The organism is Nakamurella sp. PAMC28650 (genome assembly GCF_014303395.1).
Taxonomy (GTDB): Bacteria; Actinomycetota; Actinomycetes; order Mycobacteriales; family Nakamurellaceae; genus Nakamurella.
The window spans coordinates 3,077,617-3,093,764 of sequence record NZ_CP060298.1; the positions used below are offsets into that span (position 1 = coordinate 3,077,617).

At 67.8% G+C, this 16,148-nt stretch carries 15 protein-coding genes; 6 read left to right on the plus strand and 9 right to left on the minus strand.

The genetic code is table 11. The features are described 5' to 3' along the window. Nucleotides 1-103: 103 nt before the first annotated feature. Nucleotides 104-535, minus strand: a complete 432-nt coding sequence (locus H7F38_RS13985) for a CBS domain-containing protein (protein ID WP_187090449.1) — start codon at nt 533-535, stop codon at nt 104-106. A gap of 227 nt (nt 536-762) precedes the next feature. On the opposite strand from H7F38_RS13985, the gene H7F38_RS13990 reads away from it, so the two are divergent. Next, the gene (locus H7F38_RS13990) at nt 763-1,530 is read left to right on the plus strand and encodes a glycosyltransferase family A protein (protein ID WP_187090450.1); all 768 of its coding nucleotides are present in this window, start codon (nt 763-765) and stop codon (nt 1,528-1,530) included. 9 nt (nt 1,531-1,539) lie between these two features. On the opposite strand, the gene H7F38_RS13995 is transcribed toward H7F38_RS13990, so the two are convergent. The 3 genes from H7F38_RS13995 to H7F38_RS14005 all read right to left on the minus strand — a co-directional run bounded on the left by H7F38_RS13995 (nt 1,540) and on the right by H7F38_RS14005 (nt 5,100). Continuing rightward, nucleotides 1,540-2,748, minus strand: a complete 1,209-nt coding sequence (locus H7F38_RS13995) for a glycosyltransferase family 4 protein (RefSeq protein WP_187090451.1) — start codon at nt 2,746-2,748, stop codon at nt 1,540-1,542. An 11-nt stretch (nt 2,749-2,759) separates the two neighbouring features. Then, nucleotides 2,760-4,073, minus strand: coding sequence for a cytochrome P450 (locus H7F38_RS14000; RefSeq protein ID WP_255497974.1), 1,314 nt, complete (start codon nt 4,071-4,073; stop codon nt 2,760-2,762). Between the two features lie 148 nt (nt 4,074-4,221). Continuing rightward, entirely contained in the window at nt 4,222-5,100 is an 879-nt protein-coding gene (locus H7F38_RS14005) for a PIG-L deacetylase family protein (RefSeq protein ID WP_187090453.1), read from the minus strand. A gap of 45 nt (nt 5,101-5,145) precedes the next feature. Here H7F38_RS14005 and H7F38_RS14010 point away from each other — a divergent pair, with 45 nt between their 5' ends. Next, nucleotides 5,146-6,066 (plus strand): DMT family transporter, encoded by a 921-nt coding sequence (locus tag H7F38_RS14010; protein WP_187090454.1) that lies wholly within the window; start codon nt 5,146-5,148, stop codon nt 6,064-6,066. Here H7F38_RS14010 and H7F38_RS14015 read toward each other — a convergent pair. Next, on the minus strand, nt 6,039-6,764 hold the full coding sequence (locus tag H7F38_RS14015) for a phosphatase PAP2 family protein (RefSeq protein ID WP_187090455.1): 726 nt from the start codon (nt 6,762-6,764) through the stop codon (nt 6,039-6,041). The genes H7F38_RS14010 and H7F38_RS14015 overlap by 28 nt on opposite strands. 98 nt (nt 6,765-6,862) lie before the next feature. Then, nucleotides 6,863-8,641 carry an alkaline phosphatase family protein gene (locus H7F38_RS14020; RefSeq protein WP_187090456.1) on the minus strand — a complete coding sequence of 593 codons (1,779 nt, stop codon included), beginning with the start codon at nt 8,639-8,641 and terminating at the stop codon, nt 6,863-6,865. 198 nt (nt 8,642-8,839) lie between these two features. Between H7F38_RS14020 and H7F38_RS14025 the strand changes: the two genes are divergently transcribed. From H7F38_RS14025 to H7F38_RS14040, 4 genes are all read left to right on the plus strand, one after another. Beyond that, nucleotides 8,840-9,748: a DMT family transporter gene (locus H7F38_RS14025; RefSeq protein ID WP_187090457.1), complete on the plus strand. Its 909-nt coding sequence runs from the start codon at nt 8,840-8,842 to the stop codon at nt 9,746-9,748. Nucleotides 9,749-9,860: 112 nt separating this feature from the next. Further along, on the plus strand, nt 9,861-10,145 hold the full coding sequence (locus H7F38_RS14030; RefSeq protein WP_187090458.1) for a hypothetical protein: 285 nt from the start codon (nt 9,861-9,863) through the stop codon (nt 10,143-10,145). Nucleotides 10,146-10,150: 5 nt separating this feature from the next. Next, nucleotides 10,151-11,092 carry a hypothetical protein gene (locus H7F38_RS14035; protein ID WP_187090459.1) on the plus strand — a complete coding sequence of 314 codons (942 nt, stop codon included), beginning with the start codon at nt 10,151-10,153 and terminating at the stop codon, nt 11,090-11,092. Nucleotides 11,093-11,228: 136 nt separating this feature from the next. Next, nucleotides 11,229-11,873, plus strand: a complete 645-nt coding sequence (locus H7F38_RS14040) for a DedA family protein (RefSeq protein ID WP_222618064.1) — start codon at nt 11,229-11,231, stop codon at nt 11,871-11,873. 16 nt (nt 11,874-11,889) lie between these two features. On the opposite strand, the gene H7F38_RS14045 is transcribed toward H7F38_RS14040, so the two are convergent. The 3 genes from H7F38_RS14045 to H7F38_RS14055 all read right to left on the minus strand — a co-directional run bounded on the left by H7F38_RS14045 (nt 11,890) and on the right by H7F38_RS14055 (nt 15,907). Continuing rightward, on the minus strand, nt 11,890-12,987 hold the full coding sequence (locus H7F38_RS14045; RefSeq protein ID WP_187090460.1) for a HAMP domain-containing sensor histidine kinase: 1,098 nt from the start codon (nt 12,985-12,987) through the stop codon (nt 11,890-11,892). After that, nucleotides 12,959-13,633 (minus strand): response regulator transcription factor, encoded by a 675-nt coding sequence (locus H7F38_RS14050; protein WP_187090461.1) that lies wholly within the window; start codon nt 13,631-13,633, stop codon nt 12,959-12,961. Before H7F38_RS14050 ends, H7F38_RS14045 begins: the two co-directional genes overlap by 29 nt. Before the next feature lie 153 nt (nt 13,634-13,786). Next, a complete protein-coding gene (locus H7F38_RS14055) occupies nt 13,787-15,907 on the minus strand; it encodes a copper resistance CopC/CopD family protein (RefSeq protein WP_187090462.1) in 2,121 nt (706 codons plus the stop codon). Between the last annotated feature and the right edge of the window lie 241 nt (nt 15,908-16,148).

Sequence of the window (16,148 nt, forward strand, 5' to 3'; positions counted from 1 at the left end):
GATGGTGCCACCGATCGACGCAGGGACAGCCTCGACAGGCCGTCGGCCCGGCGGGAGATGACCGTCGCTTCCAGCAGAGTCCGGCGTTTCGGTGAGGCGGTGTTCAGGGGGCGGAGATGTAGCCGACCAGTTGATCGTGTTCGGTCTCCAATTCGTCGATGCGGCTCTTGACCACGTCACCGATGGTCACGATCCCCGCAAGGACTCCGTCGACGACGACGGGCATGTGCCGGAATCGCAGTTCGGTCATCGTCCTGGCCAGCGAGCCGATCTCGTCGCCCGGAACGCAGGTGGTGACGGAGACCGTCATGATCTCGGCGACGGTCATGCCCAGCAGCGCACTCCCGTGCACGTGCAGTGCCCGGACGACATCCCGTTCGCTGATGATCCCGCGAATGCTGTGCCCGTCGCCGGTCACCACGAGTGCACCCACCGCATGCCGGGTGAGCAGGGCGATGGCCTCGGCCATGGTGGCACCTGGCCGGACGGTCGTGACTGCCGAACCCTTGTGCGCCAGTACGTCGGTGACCCGCATCTGTGTTCCTCCGACTCCGAGGGCCTGCCTGATGCAACGTTTCCGGTGACCTTACGCCCGCAGGGCCCGCCCCGCTCGGTGCTTGGCCGGGATCACGCCGCGGCCCGGCCCACCGACGGGGTTCCCGACCTGGGAGTTGCAACCGTGCGCCGGGGGAAGCGCATGCCAGACTACTGTCCGGAAAAGCAATTTCGAGTCCGCTCTGCTGAGAGTGACGGTCAAAGAACGTGCTCAGACAGTTCCCGTACGACACCCCGGTCCGCTTCACCGTCGTCATCCCCGCCTTCAACGAGGAGTTCTATCTCGCCGACTGTCTGTCGTCCCTGGCCGCCCAGGACTTCCCCGGGCCGGTGGAGGTCATCGTGGTGGACAACAACAGCACCGACGACACGGCGGCCATCGCCCGGGCGGCCGGCGCCACGGTGGTGTTCGAACCCGACCGCGGCGTCTGCCACGCCCGGCAGCGCGGCACCGAGTCCGCGCGCGGGGAGATCGTCGTCTCGGCCGATGCCGACACCATCTACCACGCGGGTTGGCTGTCCAAGATCGAGAGCTGGTTCGCAGACAACCCACTGGGCGTGGCCGTCGGCGGGCCGTGCTATTTCCACGACGGTCCGGCGTGGGGCATGCGGTTGCAGCGCATGCTCTTCGGTGCCGTCAATCTGATCGTCCGGCTGGGCGGACCGGTCGTCTACGTCACGGCCACCAACTTCGCGTTCCGCCGTGACGCGTTCAGCGGCTACGACACCCGCCTGGCCCAGGGCGGTGACGAGTTGGATCTGCTGAGGCGTCTGCGGAAGAAGGGACTCGTGGCTTTCGATCCCAGCAATTCCATCGACACGTCGGCGCGCCGGATGGAAGAGGGTGTCGTCTACAACTTCGCCGTGTCCTTCTTCTACTACTACATCCTGGGGTATGCGCTGAACCGCATCTTCCGGCGGCCGGTGCTGGGCATGGCGCCGGCCTTCCGGCGACCGAAGGGCCATCGGAAGTAGGTCCCGCCGTCAGCGCGATTTTCGCGACAGCAGTCCCGGCATCCAACTGAGCAGGGCGGCCCGCCAGATCCGGGTCGACCGCGAGTGGCCCTTCTCGGTGAGGACCGCGTCGGTCGAAGCGCGGGCCCGCTCGTACAGGGCCGTGATCGCCGATGTGGCATCGTCATTGGTGATGGCCGGCGGGGTGGTGCCGGTCGTGTGCAACATGTTCCGCAGCAGGGCGGGATTCCGGATGAGAGTGACCAGGGCGTCCGTCATCTCGCTCCCGTTCGAGACGAGGCGTCCGTCGATGCCATCGGTGATGTAGTCGACCAGTCCGGTGCTCCGGTAGCCGATGACGGGCAGTCCCGCCGCGCGGGCCTCGAGGGCGGCGATGCCGAACGCCTCCTGCCGGGACGAAGCGATGAACAGATGCGATCGGTGGTGCAGATCCCTGACGGCCACGGTGTTCTGGTAGCCCACGAGGGTCACCCGGTCGGTCAGGCCGTTGTCGTCGATCTGTCGCTGCAGGTCGTCCCGGCGTGGGCCGTCACCGACGATGCTGACCGAGAACGACATGCCCGGGGGCAACTGCTGCCTCACCCTGGCGAGCACGTCGATGACTTCGTCCAGATGTTTGCGCTTCTTCAGCCGTCCGACCAGGACGATGCGGACGGTGTCGGACAGATCGCGGTCGGCCGGGATGCCGGAACGCCACCAGTGGGTTTCGATCAGGTTGGGAACGATCGACACCTGATGCACCCCGGGCAGGGTGCGGCGGACGTGTCCGGCCGCAATGCTGCTGACCCCGGACCAGGCGGCCCTCATGCGCCCCCAGCCGAACGGCAGCGTGCTGATCCTGGTGGCCAGCGCGACCTTCCACCACAGGGAGTGAACCGTTGCAGCCACCGGGATCCGGCGCCGGCCGGCGGCCCTGGTCACATAGATCGCGATCGGGGAGACCACGGTGAAGTGGGCGTGCAGGACGTCGATCTCTCGGCCGTCCAGCACCTCGGCGACGATTCTCCGGTTGCGCCACGGGAACGCCACCGTCAGCCAGCGCCCCCTGGCCGCGCGGACCACATCGAGATCGCTGTCCAGGTCGGCGGGTTCGGCCACAGCGGTGATGACCGTGACGTCGTGGCCCTGGGCGATCTGATGCCGCACCAGCGTCTCCACCTGGCGCTCGATCCCGCCGACGTCCGGCGCGAAGGAGTCGGCGACATGCACGATCCTCATTGGTTTCCTGCTCAGCGGGTGGGTGGAATGGAGTTGGACGGAGCATCGGCGTGCAGCCTGATAGGCAGCGCGAGTAGACCGTAGACGATGGACAGGTCACGGAAACGCAGATCCTGCGGTGGAATCGCCAACGTCATGTCCGGGAATCGGCGCACCAGGGCGCGAAAGGCGACCCGAAGCTGCATCCGGGCGAGTTCGGCTCCGATGCAACGGTGGAATCCGTGGCCGAACGCCAGGTGGGTGGGTCCCTGCCGGTGCGGATCGAGACGATCCGGTGCGAGGCCGAACACGTCGTGGCGGTTGGCGCGGCTCAGCGAACAGATCACCACGTCGCCGGCGCGGACCCGGCGGCCGGACAGCTGCACGTCCGATCGGGCGAAGCGGGGAAATGCGATCTGCACGACGCTGAGGTGGCGTAGCAGCTCGTCGACCGTTGGGTTGACGGCGGCGTCGTCGGTCCGCATGAGGTGGGACTCCTGTTCGTCGCGCAGGAGCGCCAGGGTGCCCAGGGCCAACATGCTGGCCGAGGTCTCGTAGCCCCCGGTGAACACGCCGTCCGCGAGGCCGGCGATGGTGTCGTCGTCGACCTGGTCCCCGTGCGTCCTGAGCATGGCCGCGATGAGTCCGGTACCCGGGGCCCGACGTTGCTTGCTCACTGCCTCGCGCATGAATTCGCGTGATTCGGAGATCGCGCCGAAGATGCCGGCTCCCCCCTGCTCGACGTCGAACCTGTCGTGACCGAGTCGTCGGAAGCGGTCGCGGTCCGTGGTGGGTAGACCAAGGAGTTCGCAGATCACCTGGAACGGGACCGGAAACGCGAAATCGGAGACGACGTCGGCCACCGGCCCGGCGGCCTCCATCACATCGAGTTGATCTTCGACGATTCTTTCGATGGCCGGCTGCAGGGCGGACAGTCGTCTCGTGGTGAACTCCGGCATCAGGATCTTGCGGAGCATGGTGTGGTCGGGGGGATCGGTGAAACCGAGACCGCCGATGAGGCCCGGTTCGCTGCCGCCGCCGATGAGCGAGCGGATGTCGGTGCTGTACGTGGTGTCGGCCAGGATCGTGCGCGCCTGCTCGTAGTCGGTGACGAGCCAGACGTTGATCCCCAGGATGCGTCCGATCTTGCTGACGGCGCCGTCGTCACCCGCAACCGGGGTCAATGGCACCGGGTCAAGGCCGTCGCGGCGAAGTGGCATGGTCAGTCGGGTCGGAAGATTCGAGACGTCGATCAGACCGGGCCGGCCGCCGGAGGTGATGGACAGCAACCGCTGGATCAGCCAACGGCGCGCCACCGCGAAACCGGCCGTGCGTTGCTGTTTCAAGCGGACTTCTTCCCTGGTGACCACGGCCAGACGCCCCACCGGGGTCGGGACGGGCGGGCGGCGGGCATGATGGGACAGTATCTCCTCATTCGGGGCCCACTCCTGACACCGACTCACGTCGGGTCGGGCTCGACCCTCCGGGTACAGCTCACCCATCCGACTCCTCTCGCAGACTGTCCAGGATGTCGTCGAGCGGGCGGTCCTGCGGTGGTCGGCCGCGTTCGATGAACCACTCCCGCCCGAAAACCAGACGGTACAAGGGCTTCGGCAGACGCAGCATCCACGCCAGACCGCGTTCGGCGGCCGCATCCGCCGTGCTCTGGCTGCGATGGGCCGACATCGCCGCCCGCTTCTGGTCCAGGTAGCCGCTCACGTCCACCCGGTGGGTGATCTCTGCGCGAGCAGAGTAGAGGGAGTCGAAACGCGACGGGTCGAAATCAGCAGTTCGCGGTGCAAACCAACGTCCGAAGGACAGTGCGCGTTGCAGCAGATGTCGATCGATGGTGGCTTCCAGCAGCACTGCGGTGCCGGCCATCTCCGCTGCCCTGGCCCCGACCAGGTGGACCTGGACGTGGTCGGGATGGCCGTAACCACCGGCCCGGTCGTAGGTGGTCAGGACATCGGCGGCTTCCTCGCGCAGCACTTCCGCCAAGGGTTCGGCGGCCACCTCCACGGACATACCGGCAAAACAGCCGCCGATGGAAGGGCCGCGACCGGTGGCGCTCCCCGAGTCGGCGTACCCCAGGACCACGGTCCGGGCGCAGCCCAGCGCCCGCGCCGAGGCATGCAATTCGGCGAGACGGACATCACCGAGTGCCGTCGAGGTGGTCAGCTCCGCCGATGCCAGTCCCTTCTCGCCGGCCGTGGCCGTCACCAGTACGACGCGGTGACCCTCCGTCGACAACCTGGCCATCGTGCCGCCGGTCAGCAGCGCCTCGTCATCTGGGTGGGCGTGGAAGAAGACAATGGTGTAGCGGGTGTCACCGGGCGTGCGAGGGCGGCGACGGGATCTGGCACGGGACGGCATCAATAGAGTGTGACGGGGCCCGCCGGGGGACGCGAAGGGCAGTGTGTGTCGAACTACTGGATCGTGGTGTCGTTGAGCCTGGCGTCTGCGCTGGCGTTCGCGACGTCCACCTCGCTGAAACATGTGAGTGCGGGGCGTGTGCCTGACGCCCAGAGCATGCAGCCGCGGACCCTCGGCCGATTCATCCGCGCAACGGTGTCGCATCGTCTCTGGCTGGCCGGGATCGGTTGTGACGTCGTCGGGCTCACCCTGCAGATCCTCGCGCTGCACCGGGGCGCCCTGAGCGTCGTCCAACCCCTGCTGCTGACGAGCCTGTTGTTCGCGCTCGTCATCCGGGCCCGTTTCGAGCGTCATCACATCACCGGGCAGCAGACCCTGTGGGCCCTGGTCCTGATCGGCTCCCTCGGTGGATTCGTCCTGCTCGCCGCGACGCCGGCGGCCGTCCATCAGTCGGCCGACCGGATTCCCGCGGCCATTGCCGGGACGCTGGGCGTGGTCCTCGTGGTGATCTGCCTCGTCCTGGGCCGCCGGCAGCGCAACGGCGGGCGCACCGCGGCGATCCTGGGTACCGCTGTGGGCATGATCTATGCGGCCACGGCGGCACTGATCAAGGCGGCCACCGACATCGGTGCCAGGAATCTGCTCGATCTGTTCACCAGCTGGCAGCTGTACACGGTGATCGCGGTGGGCGCCGCGGGGCTGGTCCTGAGCCAGCTGACGTTCCAGGCCGGTCCGCTCACCGCCAGCCTGCCGGCCACTGCGACGGTCGATCCGCTGCTGAGCATCGTGATCGGGGTGGTCGTCTACGACGAGCAGATCAGGCAGGGATTCGGGACCAACCTCCTGCTCGTCCTCCTGCTCGTGGTGCTGGGCGTTGCCGTCCTGCAGCTGAGCCGGAACGAGGCCGAGTCCGCGATGAGCACCGACCGCATCGTCCGTCAGCGTGATGCCCTGGGTCGGGACTGATCGCCGGCCTGCCGCACTGCGGTGGGGGACACCTCGCCATCGGGGCGTCGACGGAAGTCCAGACCGGTCAGACGGCTGACGAGCATCAGGGCGAACACGGCCCAGCAGGCCGCGAACAACCATCCGGCCAACACATCGGTCGGCCAGTGCACACCGAGGTAGGCGCGGGACCAGCCCACGGTCCCGGCGAACGCGGCCGCCGCCGCCACCGACCACAGGCGTGCAGCCCGGCCCCTCAGGGAGGGCCAGATCGACCAGAGCACCATGATGGCGGCCAGTGCCGCGTTGGCGCTGTGCCCGGACGGCAACGACCAACCGGTCGCCGTCGCCATCCAGTCACCACGCGGCGGGCGGGCGCGATGCAGCAGATCGGACAGACCGGTGCGCAGCAATGCTCCGGAGGCCAGCACGACAAGGGCGACGACCGGCCGCCACCGACGCACCAGAGCCGTGCGGCGCTGTCGCCACCACACCACGGCCGCCGCTGCGGCCAGTCCCGAGTACAGCACGGGTGAGCTGCCCGAGGCGGTCGCAGAAAGGGCGACGTCGGTGGCCCACCCATGCCGATGCCGCAGCATCCAGTCGTGGATGGCAGTGTCGAACCCCGGCGGCCCCGGTGCCCGCATGACCACGGAGATCAACACGGCCAGCACTGCCACACCGGCAACCAGCCACGCTCCGCGTCGTCCGACTATCACTGTTTCGATAGTAGACGACGGCGCCTCTCGGACCGGGCCGGAAATGAGAAGAGGGCCACCGGCGGATGTGCCGGTGGCCCTCTCCTCGCTCGGTGGTGCTACAGACCTGGGAGCACCGGGGTGTGCTCGGTGCGTACGGCCTGCAGGGTCTTCGGGTTGAGGCCCAGCAGCGCCAGGATGGTCGGTGCGATCGAGGTGGTCTGGACATGCGTGCCGTTGACGGCGTGATGGGTGACCGCCGCGCCGGACACCACGAGCGCGACGTCCAGATCGGCCGGCGCGTCGCCGCCGTGCTCGGCGATCTTCTTGACCCCGCCGGTATAGACGACGCCCGGCTGGGCGATCCCGATCAGGTCCGGGGCGTGCGGGTCGCCGTTCCTGGCCCGGACCAGCGTGTCGGCCGCGGCACCGGTGTAGACCCTGGTCAGCCCGGAGGTCCGGACCGTGGCGGAGTAGACGCCCTTGGGGTCGGTGATCTTGTTGGCCGGCGCACTGTGGTGCAGCAGGTAGCTCTTGGCGAAGTCCAGCGCTGCGCCCGACCGGTCGGACAGCCACAGCAGCATGCCGTCGTCGTCCACCGAGAAAATCACCAGTGCAGCGGCTTTGGGATGCGTGGAGGCCCAGGCGGCGTCGAGCCCCGCGATGATCTTGCCGTCGTCGACCCGACGCAGGGTGGAGCCGTCCGTCGGCGCCTGCCCGTGCTTGGCCGAGAGGATGATCGTGGTGCTGGAGGCCAGTCCGGCACGGGAGATCGCCGCGCTCATGGTGCCGACCTGGGCGTTGATGTAGCCCAGCGCCCTTCGCAGCAGCGGACCGGGGGTTCCGTCCTTCTGGTATCCACCGGCCAGCCCGTCCGACAGCGGCAGCTTCTCCGCGGTGGAGACGGTCTGGAAGTTCATGCCGAAGATCGCCGGCGTGCCCACCCGGTGGGTCCCGGAGTGGTCGAAGCCGTTGATCTCGTTGACGACGGCAGCCACCTTCGTGCTGTCGTAGACCTGCGTCAGGGCGTTGTCGGTGGTCCAGTCGTCACCGACGGAGTCGGCCACGCTGTTGATCTCCGGCGTGAAGAGGTCCTGGATGCCCTTGCCGGACGGCCCGTTCAGGATTTCGTACGCCGCGTGCTTGTCCGACCAGGCCGTGCGCAGACCGTGGCTGCGAGCGACCTCGAACACCGTGTTGACCCGCAGGTACTGGGAGGGATACACGGGAAGGCACGTCGCCGGGTCGACCGGCAACGCCGCCGGGTCGAGCAGCGACTGCGGGGTGGGCGTCATCTGCAGGATGGCGGCGGTGATGGCCTTGGCGTTCGCGACGGTGTCGGCCAGGCTGTTGGTCGGGAGGGCCTTCAGTGCGGACGCCGTCAGCCCCTGGCCGGCGTCGAGGGTGATCGGGTTCTGCGACCGGTCGGCGGCTTCGGTCCAGGAGACCTCGGTGCCGGGAACTGCAGTGGTGCAATCGATCGTGCCGGGTGCGAGCAGCTGGTGATTGTACGTGTCGTCGTAGAAGACGCCGGTGGTTCCGGGGCCTCCGCCGGTCAACTGGGCGACCATGCCCGGGAACGAGTCGGACGGGAAGGTGGTCTGGGCGTGGGTGTACTCGGTGCCCCGCGATACCAGGGTGGCCAGGGCCGAGTGCGGGTACTTCTTCACGTACCAGGCCAGGTCGGACTGGTGGAGTCCGTCGACCGAGAGCAGCAGGACGTGCTTGCTCCTGGCGGACGCTGCGGCCGTTGCTGATGCTGTCGCTGCTGCGGCTGTTGCGGACGCTGCGGCTGTTGCGGACGGGGCTGCCGAGGCCTGACCGACACCGGCCGAGGTCAGGGCGAGACCGGCGGCCACAGCGGCAGCACCGAATCGATAACGCTTGCGGATGAACATGTAAACCTTTCCGAGCCGACCCACGTCGAGCTCGGACAATTTCTATTACTAATGATCAGGTAGTACCACTACGTCGGGAGGAACAACCGCTGAACGTCGGGTGAACCAGACCTCGGCCGGTCGGCCGCTGATACTATTGGATAAATAGTAGCGATGGGGCCCAGACCCGGGCAGAACTGACCGGAGCGGGAGGTGGCCATGCTGGGAGCGATCGTGGCCGCCCTGGGCGGATCGTTCTTCTTCGCTCTCGCCGCGGCCCTCCAGCATCGGGAGGCCCTGCGGATCGGCGGATCCGGTGTCGGTGGGTTTCGGGTGCTGTGGAAGTTGTGCCATCGGCCGTGGTGGGTGGTCGGCGTGGCGTCCGACGTCCTGTCGGTGGCACTTCACGTGATCGCGCTGTCGATGGCGACACTGTCACTCGTGCAGCCTCTCGGCGTGATGGGGGTCGTCTTCGCCATCCCCCTGGGCGCCGCGGTGCGTGGCCATCGGATCCGCCCACTGGATCTCGCCGCCGCCGCAGTCGTGGTGATCGGCCTGACCGTCCTCCTGAGAGCCCTTCCCGTCTCCACCTCGGTCCACGTGCCCGCCCTGCGTTCGGTCCTGGGCCTGACCGCCCTGACCGTGGTCCTGGTGGCGTTGGCGACCGCCGTCGCACGCCTGACCGCCGGGCGCAGGCGAACCCTACTGCTCGCGGGAGGCGCCGGGGCGGCGTTCGGGGCCACCGCGGTGCTCGTGCGCACCCTGCTGCTGCTCCTGGAAGGGTCGGGTTCCGGTGCGGAGATGATCTGGACCGGGGTCTGTGTCGCAGTGCTGGCCGTCGGGGGGTATCTCCTACTCCAGAGTGCCTATCGCGCCGGGCATTTCGCCGGCGCGGTGGCGACGGCCACCGTGCTCGATCCCGTGGTGGCCGTGTTGGCCGGTGGCTTCCTGTTGCGGGAGAGCCTGCCCACCGGTCCGGTGACCCTCCTCATCATCGGCGTGTCCGGTCTGTTGGTGTGCGCGGGGGTCGCACTGCTCGTGCGCTCACCCGCGAGCCTCTCGCTAGGGCCGGTCGAAGGCTCGACCGAACCCGAGACCACCGACCACCCGGATGCTCTCATCCGCTAGCGCCTGCATCAATGGCTGTTTCACATGAGTTTCCAGCACTTCGATGGCTACTATTCGACTGATAGTAGAAGCGACCGGCCGTCGGGCCCGCGCCAGATCGAATGGAGCCATCATGAGGACAGGGACTGCGGGACGGTTGCGAGCGGCCACCGGATGGGCCAGGCAGCGGGGTGCAGCGCTGATCAGGCGGCGGCGGGCGCAGCTCGTGGTCGCGGTCCTGTTCGGAGCGCTGCTGGGTGGAGGTTTCGTCGCCGCATCGACGGGCCTGTCGGAGGGGGGCCACGGTCGTGGCGCCGGCTTCTCCGTGTCGCAGGATTCCCGCCCGGGTCAGCCGCCCCAGGGCGGGCCGGGCAGCATGGGTCCCGGCAACGACGGCTCCGACGACAGCGGCCGGTGAACGCCTTGACGACCTGGCCCGCGCCGGAGTCCTTGCACGACGACCTTCCTGAACCGCCGTCCGGCGAGCTACCCCCGGTCTGGAAATTCGATGACGGAGTATCGGCCGACCTGTCCGCCCGCTGGGCGGCCGTGACGGAGGATGACGTCCTGCTGAAGGATTTCGTCCGCACGATGACCGGCGCCGGCGGCGTCCTCCTGCTGCTGGGCGGTCTGACGTCCGTCCTGATCGGATCCGGCCATCTCTGGTTCTCGTTGTGCTGCATCCTGTTGGGTGTCGATGCGGCGGTGGCGGTCCGGTTCTCGCACCGGCGTGACCGGATCACCCCGCGGCGGGTCACCGCCCGCGAGATCGACCTACTGCTGGCCCATCGCAGCCTGGTCGGCTTCAGCGACTGGACGCACCTGCCGGCCGACGATCTACCGCAGGAGGTTGCCGCCGCGCGTCTGGCGGCGGCCCTGGCCGGCGAGCTGGAGTCCCTCCCCGCCTGGACGTCGGAGCAACTTGCCGGCCACCGGGTGCAACTGGATCCGGCCGAGGAATCCCGACTCCTCCAGCTCGCCTGCCGGGAGATCTACGACCACCGCCAGTTCCTGGACGCACAGCTGTCCCGGGCGACCACGTCGCCGACGGCGGTGTTGCGTGCGACCCGGCTCGAGTGGGAGGAACGGCTCGGGCAGACGTGGACCGCACTCGATGACCGGCTGTCGGCCTTCGGCGACTACGTCCGGGAGCTCCGAGAAGTGGCTGCCCTGCTCGAGAGCAGTGGCGCCGGAGAACGTCTCCACCGCTCCCCGCTCGAGCACGAACCGGCGATGGCGGTCCGGATCGTCGGACATGAGATGGCGCGTGAGCACCTGCAACGCTTGCGGGGTGATGTCGCCGATCTGCAGGAAGAGCCTGCCGGAGTGCAGATCTCAGGTGACGGGAACCGGGCGATCCAGTAGTGGTGACGGGAGGTGCGACCTCCGCAACTGTTACTATCAACCCAATAGTACTACGGGTTGTATCGTTATCAGTGACAGATCTGCACCGAAGGAGACACATGGATGCCATCGCAGGTCCGCCGTCCGCGAGTTCGTCGTGATCGCCGGCACTCTCGCGTCGGGCTTCAACCCGCTCGACGCCACCAGCGTCATCGCTGCCACCGGCCTGATCGGCATCTTCTGCGTACTCGTCGCCGAGACGGGGCTGCTGGTCGGATTCTTCCTGCCGGGTGACTCGCTGCTGTTCAGTGCCGGACTGCTGGCCGCGAGTCAAGGTGCACTGCACCTACCGCTGGGCGGGGTACTGGCCGTGGCGGCCGCGGGTGCCCTGATCGGAGCGCAGATCGGTTTCTGGATCGGGCGGACACTCGGGGTCCGTCTTCTCGAGCGCGCCCGCAGGCCGGCCCTTCGACGGGCTGCCGATCGGGTGTCCGAAGTCATCGAACGCTACGGCCCGGCCAAGGCGATCGTGCTGGCCCGGTTCATCCCGGTGGTCCGCACCGTGATGAACCCGATGGCCGGCATGATCGGCATCTCGACGCGTCTGTTCACCCTCTGGCAGATCATCGGTGGCCTCGTCTGGTCGCTCGGCGTCACGATGGCGGGCTTCTGGCTGGGCTCGCAGATCACCGGCATCGACAAATACCTGCTGCCGATCATCGCGGTGGTCGTCGTCATCTCGCTGATTCCGGTGGCGCTGGAGTTGCGCAGGATGCGCCGCGAGGGCAGATCTGCTGCCTGAGAGGGTGGCCGGTCGCTCAGAACGCCCACTGCTCGATCTCGGCGGGAGCCGGACGGGAGGCAACCGCGGCCGAGGACTCCAGAGCCCGATCCGTCAGCCGCATACGGACGATGAAGCAGCTGCCTTCCCCGACGGCGCTGCGTACCGTCACCGAGCCCATGCCGGCTTCGGCGATCGCCTTGACGATCGGCAGCCCCAGCCCACTTCCGGCGCGGTCACCGGCGGTACTGGACGTCTTGAACATCTCGAAGATCCGCCCGAGATCCGCCTCCGGGATCCCGGCACCCGAGTCGGCGACGGACAGCACGAGCATCCCTCCGTCCACCTCACAGGTGATCTCGATGGAGTCTCCCGGTTCGGTGAACTTGACCGCGTTCTCGAGCAGACAGTCCAGCGCCACCTCCAGACGTTCGGCGTCGGCCTCGACCGTGCCCGGCAGCGTGGCGGACGACCACTGTCGGTCGGCACTGCTGATCCAGCGGTGCAGAACGGCGTCGATCAGCAACTTGACGTCGACCGTCATCCGGACGCTCGACTCGCTGACCGTGGCCAGGGTCAGCAGGCTGGTCACCAGTGACGAGGCCTTGTCCAGTTCGGCGATGACCAGTTCTGCGTCGGCCTCGATGGCCCGTCCGGGTTTCGCTGCGACGATCAGCTCGACGAAGCCCCGTGCGATCGTCAGTCTGGTGCGCACCTCGTGCGTCCCGAACTTGGAGCGGAGCTCGCGGCTGTGGGCGCTCTCCATTTCCTGCTGCTGCAGCCGGACCAGGGTCGCCCTGGTGGCTCGCTGGCGTTCCACGTGCCACATCAGGAGCGCGAGAATGACTCCCATCAGTACGATCTCGGAGCATTCGGTCCAGGCGATCTCCCTGGTCAGGCTGTGTTCGGCGAACGCCACCCCGGTCACGACGGTGATCACCCAGAAGGTGACCCAGGCCAGCCGGCGGGGCCACGGATAAAGCCCGTACAAGAATGCGAAGCTGGCCCAGATCAGGTGGTACGGGATGGTCTCCGCACCGGCCCACAGGAACGTCAGGTAGGCGTTGACCGCGGCGAACACCACCCAGGCGTAGGCCAACGGCCAATTAACACGCGACGAGTCGGTATCCGACATTGCGCACCGTTTCGATTCGGCTGATGGTGAGTTTTGCGCGCAGGCGCCGCATGCACACGTCGACCACGTTGCTCCCGGGGTCGAAGCCCAGTCCCCACACCTCTGAAAGGAGTTCCTGCCGGGTGCAGACGGCCGGGGTGCGGTGCAGTAGATGCGCCAGCAGCGCGAACTCGCGCTGGGAGAGATCGATCCGGCGGCCATTGATGATCAGCTCGCGCCGCTCGAGATCCAACTGCAGGCCCGCGCCGGTCAGATGGCGCCGAAGATCGTTGCCGCCCTGGTGATCCGGGCGCCGGATCCGCGTCCGGATCCGCGCCATCAACTCGGCATTGGCAAATGGCTTGGCGAGGAAATCGACGGCGCCGTGGTCGAGCACGCCCACCCTCCTGACCAGGTCCGTGACGGAGGACAGCACCAGCACCTTGATCTCCGGGCGGGTGACCAGGAGTTCCCGCAGGACGTCCTCCCCGCTCATGTCCGGGAGCATCAGATCCAGGATGACCAGGTCGAATTCGGTGGAGTTCCCCGGCTGGAGTGCGGAACGCCCGTCCGGCGCGGGAGTGACCGCATATCCCTCTGCCGTCAATAGCCTGGTCAACAGGAGCAACAAATTCGGTTCGTCCTCGACGATGAGTACGCGATTCATCTTTCCGCCTGGTGTAGAACGGTTGCGCCGGTCGGCGTTTTGTCACGCTGTGTCTATCATATCACGGCCGAATCGGGCGATAGGGACTATTCTTTAACCCGTATGGGGTAATAAGATTACTCAACGTAGCGCTCGAGTGCGATTCTGTGGTGCCTATGTGGTGCTCCTTTGATGCAGCTGTGATGCCTCCAGGGTTTCCGGTCCATCCCGGTCCATCGCCGACTCTACGAAATCGGTGCCCGACGGGGCCCCTCGTTGCCGGCTGATCCGTACCCACCGGAGGGCGCCGCCCAGGAAACAGACGGTGAGGAAAAGGGCCAGCAGGTTGAGCTCACCGCCCCAGGGCTGATCGCTCAGGATGGGGGTGACCGGCCCACCAGGTCGACCGGCCGCGACCCAGTTCCGGTTCCAGACGGCGGGTGCCAGACCGGGCCGCCAGGCGGTGAGAACGATTTGCCAGCGGCCGCTCTCGGTCACCGGGATGTCGCCCAGCTGCCATCGGTCGGAGTCGGCGATCCGAGCCAGCGGCCGCGCGGGGACGATCTGCCCGCCGGGGCCGGTCATCGCCAGCGTGACGTCGCTGATCCGGGCGCGGGCCGGACGCCGGGTGTCGTCGATGGTGACCCTGGCCCAGTTCTGACCCAGGGTGTTGGGCGAGAGGTCCAGGGTCAGCAGGAGACCGTCGACCTGGCTCACGATCGGGGTCTGCGCGTCGTGCGGGGACGGCGCGAACGCCGGCCCGCGCGGCGGTGAGCCGAGGCTCAGGGTGGCTGCTGCGCCCAGGATCAGCACCATGGTCAGGCCTTCTGCTGCGGCCCGCCGCGCGAACCTCTTGTTCACTGCCGCGCCACCGACCCGATCTTCCCGTCGGCCGCCGGAAGCAGGACGTGGGCCCGCCGGGGTGGTCGGGCGGAACTGGAGGTAGCTCTTCAATCCGAGGAGGGCCGCGGCCCCGGTGAGAGCAACCTTGACCAGCAGGATGCGTCCGTACGCGCTGCTGATCAGAGCATCGGCGCTGGCCACCTGACGCGCTCCCAGGGCGACGCCGGTGATCACCGTGAGCGCCACGCAGACCGCTGCGGGCGCGGCAAAGGCTCTGAGGACGAGGGCCAACTGCCGACGGAACGACACCTGGAATGCTGTGACGGCCAACAGGAGAACCGAGCCGGCCCAACCGCAGGTGACAGCCAGATGGACCCCCAGCAGGGTGGCGGCGGCGGGACGGTCGGCACCGGAGGAGACGTGGCTGCCGACGGCCAGACCGATGACGGCACCGAGCGCGGCCAGCCAGGTCAGGGCTCGCCCTGTTCGTCGCCGTGGGTGCCTGCTCAGCAGGAAGACGAAGGTCAACCCGGCCAGGTGGACCGACCAGAAGTGACCGAAGGAGGTGGAGGTCAGCACATGACCGACCTGACGCAGGTCGCCCGCCGCGTCGACGAGTACCGCAGCCGATGTGATGATCGCGGCCCCCGCCGTCGCGTGGAAGACCCGGCCGCAGGTCTGCATCCAGCGGGCCCGGTCAGCGTCGTCCAGGTGTACGCGCGGCAGGGTGGCGACGCGCAGCAGCAGGGAACCGAGCATCAGGGCCAGCACGACGAGGTCGCTCCAGCGCAGCAGGCTGCTACCCGCCGCAGGCAGTTCTCCGGTCCGATCGACGGCCGAGCGGCTGACCGCGAGTTCGACGCCGAAGACGATCGAACCCCTGCTCACGTGCAGATCGTCAGCCGACTGGACCTGCCAGTCCAACGCGAAGGCTCCCTGTCCCATCGGTGGCATGGAAGTGATCAGGGTCGTAGCCGGTCCGGTGCCGGAAGGACCGGCGACCACCATTGCGCGGGTCCCGGAATCGGATCGGGCCAGCACCGTCCCCTGCGCCGAGTACAGCGTCAGACGAGCTGATTCCGGCAGGACCTGTTCGTCGAAGGTCAAGGTGACCGACGGCGGAGCGGCCAGCAGATCTGCGCCGTCCGTGGGGGAGCTGGACACCAGCAGCGCGTGGGCGCTCGCAGGGGTCGGGTTGAACATCATCGTCGCGACGGCCAGGACCAGCACCGCGAGGGCCCGTCTGATGATCTGCTCCGCGACCGGACGCGAACCTTCGGTGGCGGCGTCGGCGGTCGCCTTGCCGGCCTTGGTCCGATACCGGTGCGGACGCCCGACCACCCGCACCGGTACGGCGGACGCCCGGCCCACGACATCGAGGGGTCGAACTCCCTCCCGGGGCTCCGCGGTCACACGCGCCGCAGCGAGTGTGACGGCCTTGCTCTTGGACATCCGGGCTTCCTCACGTCGTGTCGACAGAATGAGGCGGATCGCCTTCCGGTCAGCATGGGACCTGACCGAGGTTTTGGCGTCGATTCTGACGAATTTGTCATTTGGCGCCGTGCAACCGACGGTGTCCCTCATGAACCCGGCCACCGGCGGGACCATAGTCGGTTTCCCCGGGTCAATGCAATGTTCACCAAATAAGGTGAGTTACCTCTGGTGTTGGGTCGGTGACCAATAGTGATGTACC

Bases quoted from the DNA above. Each gene is read 5' to 3' on its own strand.
- H7F38_RS14045 (WP_187090460.1), bottom strand. From the start codon at position 12,987: ATGTCGGATACCGACTCGTCGCGTGTTAATTGGCCGTTGGCCTACGCC.
- H7F38_RS13995 (WP_187090451.1), bottom strand. From the start codon at position 2,748: ATGAGGATCGTGCATGTCGCCGACTCCTTCGCGCCGGACGTCGGCGGG.
- H7F38_RS14025 (WP_187090457.1), top strand. From the start codon at position 8,840: ATGCTGGGAGCGATCGTGGCCGCCCTGGGCGGATCGTTCTTCTTCGCT.
- H7F38_RS13985 (WP_187090449.1), bottom strand. From the start codon at position 535: ATGCGGGTCACCGACGTACTGGCGCACAAGGGTTCGGCAGTCACGACC.
- H7F38_RS14030 (WP_187090458.1), top strand. From the start codon at position 9,861: ATGAGGACAGGGACTGCGGGACGGTTGCGAGCGGCCACCGGATGGGCC.
- H7F38_RS14050 (WP_187090461.1), bottom strand. From the start codon at position 13,633: ATGAATCGCGTACTCATCGTCGAGGACGAACCGAATTTGTTGCTCCTG.
- H7F38_RS14055 (WP_187090462.1), bottom strand. From the start codon at position 15,907: ATGTCCAAGAGCAAGGCCGTCACACTCGCTGCGGCGCGTGTGACCGCG.
- H7F38_RS14020 (WP_187090456.1), bottom strand. From the start codon at position 8,641: ATGTTCATCCGCAAGCGTTATCGATTCGGTGCTGCCGCTGTGGCCGCC.
- H7F38_RS14005 (WP_187090453.1), bottom strand. From the start codon at position 5,100: ATGCCGTCCCGTGCCAGATCCCGTCGCCGCCCTCGCACGCCCGGTGAC.